Genomic DNA, 3,170 nt, shown 5'->3' with positions numbered 1-3,170 from the left:
GAGCCGGAGCGTGCGGCCTACGCCTCCGAGAGCGTCCTCGGCTCCCGCCTCCGTATGCGCGCGCCCTGGCGCGCGGCCGACCGGGCTGCGCGCCGCTCCCGGCGGCGCTCGCGCCGCAGATGCCGAGCGCTGCTGCTCGGCTCCGACACCACCCCGTTGCGCTGGTTCCACACCTGCCGGGTCACCCAGACATCCAGCACCGCCCAGGTGGCGACCACCGTGCTGCCGACACTGCTGAGCACCATCGGAAACGCCAGCCATGACCCCGCGAGCGTGCAGAGAACGGCGATCATCGCCTGAATCAAGGTCAGCGACACGATCAGCACCGAACGCACCGCTGCCGTACGGACCGGGTCCGCCATGCGCCGCCGCGACGCGGGCTCCTCCACCCAGAGCTGCCGCGAAAGCCGCGCCTGCCCCGTCGCCCCCAGGGTGCCGTGACGTTCTTCCGTCTCCATGGCCGTACTCACTCCCCACGTCCCCCATGTCTGTCCGGCTTCAGGTTGAGTGCCCGGAATCTGCCGCTTTACTCGGGACTCCGGGGAACCTTCGCCCCGGCGTCCTGAGCGGACTCGGTCCACGTCCGCACGCGACCGACCCGCACCGCGCCCGCACGCAACCGGCCCGAGTCGCCGCGTCCCTGTGCACGCGACCCACGCCCCAGGCCCCGCGTCCGAACGCAACAGCGCCGAAGCCCCGCGTCCGTAAGCAAGTCCCTGCGCGACAGCACCGAGCCGACCGCACTCCGACCGCACCCCCGTGCCCGGCCTACGGCCGCCACGGCCGGGCGCGGGCACACCTCGTACAACCGGCCTTCACCACAAAATCACTGAACCCACCCGAAGTTGAGGGACAGCGACGGCATCCGAACGAGTCGGCCGATACCCTCCCCATTCGCCCCCGCCGCAACCCTCGTACACAATGACGAACGGACGCGCCGGAAGATTCCCGAATCCCGGCGCAAAGCGAAGAATTCCAGCCATCTCCCACTGTTCGGACCGTGACGCGGCGCCGGGTGTCGCGCGACACGCCGTGAATCCCAACTCCTTGAATACCGGGACAACACGTGATCAACGAAACGCCGCCCGGCCGAAAACCGTCCGGACGAGTCTTCGGATCGGCTGTGTGACAGTAGTAGGCTCGCGCCGTTTGTTGCCGGAGGAACCCCGTCCGGGCGGGGTCGAGCAGGGGGAGGCCATGCGCTTTCGCGGGAAGTCCATCCGCCGGAAGATCGTGGCGTTGTTGCTGGTGCCGCTCGTCTCCCTGACCGCCCTGTGGGGCTTCGCCACCGTGCTGACGGGCCGGGAGGCGAGCATGCTCCTGGACGCCAGTTCGGTCGCCGAGGAAGTCGGTTCCCCGGTCGTGGACGTCCTCGACGTCGTCCAGGCGGAACGCCGTCAGACCCTCGTCTATCTGGCCGACCGCCGAGCCTCCGACGCCCTCCCCGCGCTGCGCGAGAAGCGGGCGGCCACCGACAAGGCCGTCGTCGACATCAGGGAGAGAGCGGCGAAACCGCAGGTCCGAGAGGATCTGCGAGCAGAGCCCGAACGGCGGTTGAACTCACTCGTCGAGCGGCTCGAAGGTCTTCCCGCCCTGCGCCGCTCCGTGGACACGGGCACCGTGTCGCGCGGTGAGTCCCTGGACTTCTACAACCGGATCGCCGACCCCTGTCTTGAATTCCTGACCTCCCTGCACGCCGTCAGCGATGTCGACATGGAGAGCGAGGGCCGCGCCGTCGTCGGCCTCGTCCAGGCGATGGAGGCGCTCGCCCGTGAGGACGCGCTGGTCGTCTCCGCGCTCACCACGGGCCGGGTCACCGCCAAGGAGATACGCCAGCTGTCCGTTCTCGTGGCCAACCGCGAGCTCTACTACAAGATCAACCTCGAACCTCTGCCCGCTGCCGAACGCGAGACCTACCTCCAGTTCTGGCGCAGTCCCGACACCGTCGCCCTGCGTGACGCCGAGGAGCGCCTCGTCGCCCGGGGACCGGTCAGGAAGGCGGGGGCCGCCGAGGCCGGGAAGTGGCAGTCCGCCGCGACGCCCGTGCTGGAAGAACTCCGCCGCGAGACCTGGGCGTCGGACGAGCGTCACCAGGACCGCGTCGACCCCGCCGCGTTCAATGTCTTCGTCCTGGCGGGTGTCGCCGGTGTCCTCGGCTTCCTCGCCCTGCTGGTCTCCGTCATCGTCTCGGTGCGCATCGGGCGCGAACTCATCCGCGACCTCTCCCGGCTGCGCAAGGAGGCCCATGAGGTCTCCGGCGTACGCCTCCCCAGCGTGATGCGCCGCCTCGCCGCCGGCGAACAAGTCGACGTCGAGACCGAAGCACCGCGCCTGGAGTACGACAAGGACGAGATAGGCCAGGCGGGCCAGGCGCTCAACACCCTCCAGCGCGCAGCCGTCGAAGCCGCCGTCCGCCAGGCGGACATGCGGCGCGGCGTCTCCGAGGTGTTCGTCAATCTCGCCCGCCGCAACCAGGTCCTCCTCCATCGCCAGCTCACGCTCCTCGACACCATGGAACGCCGCACCGAGGACACCGAGGAACTCGCGGACCTGTTCCGCCTCGACCACCTCACCACCCGGATGCGGCGCCACGCCGAAGGGCTGGTGATCCTCTCCGGCGCCGCACCGTCCCGGCAGTGGCGCAAACCGATCCAGCTGATGGACGTCGTACGGGCCGCGGTCGCCGAAGTCGAGGACTACGAGCGCATCGAGGTACGCCGGCTGCCGCGTATCGGCGTCGGCGGTCCGGCGGTCGCCGACCTCACCCACCTCATCGCCGAACTCCTGGAGAACGCGACCGTGTTCTCGCCGCCGCACACCGGCGTCCAGGTACACGGAGAGCGCGTCGCCAACGGCTTCACCCTCGAAATCCACGACCGGGGACTGGGCATGGCCCCCGAACTGCTCCTCGACGCCAATCTGCGCCTCGCGGAGACCCCCGAGTTCGAACTCTCCGACACGGACCGGCTCGGCCTGTTCGTCGTCAGCCGGCTCGCCCAGCGCCAGAACGTCAGGGTGTCGCTCCAGCCCTCCCCCTATGGGGGGACCACCGCGGTCGTCTTCATCCCCGCCGCCCTGCTGACCGACGCCCCGGAGACCCAGGGCACCGGATTCCGGCTCGACCGCAAGAGCGAGAGCCAGGCGGGACGGCGCGGCGAGGGCCGGCGGTC

The 3,170-nt window shown here is 70.0% G+C and carries 2 protein-coding genes; one reads left to right on the top strand and one right to left on the bottom strand.

The annotated features are described in order from the left end of the window. Window positions 1-17: 17 nt before the first annotated feature. The gene (locus ACWF94_RS37350) at window positions 18-458 is read right to left on the bottom strand and encodes a hypothetical protein (RefSeq protein ID WP_453499193.1); all 441 of its coding nucleotides are present in this window, start codon (window positions 456-458) and stop codon (window positions 18-20) included. Window positions 459-1,197: 739 nt separating this feature from the next. On the opposite strand from ACWF94_RS37350, the gene ACWF94_RS37345 reads away from it, so the two are divergent. Beyond that, a partial coding sequence (locus ACWF94_RS37345; RefSeq protein ID WP_453499191.1) for a sensor histidine kinase occupies window positions 1,198-3,170 on the top strand: 1,973 nt, incomplete at its 3' end.

This window comes from Streptomyces sp. NPDC055078 (assembly GCF_053607985.1).
Note: the sequence above shows the minus strand (reverse complement) of the source record. Positions and strands in the feature narration are given on the sequence as shown.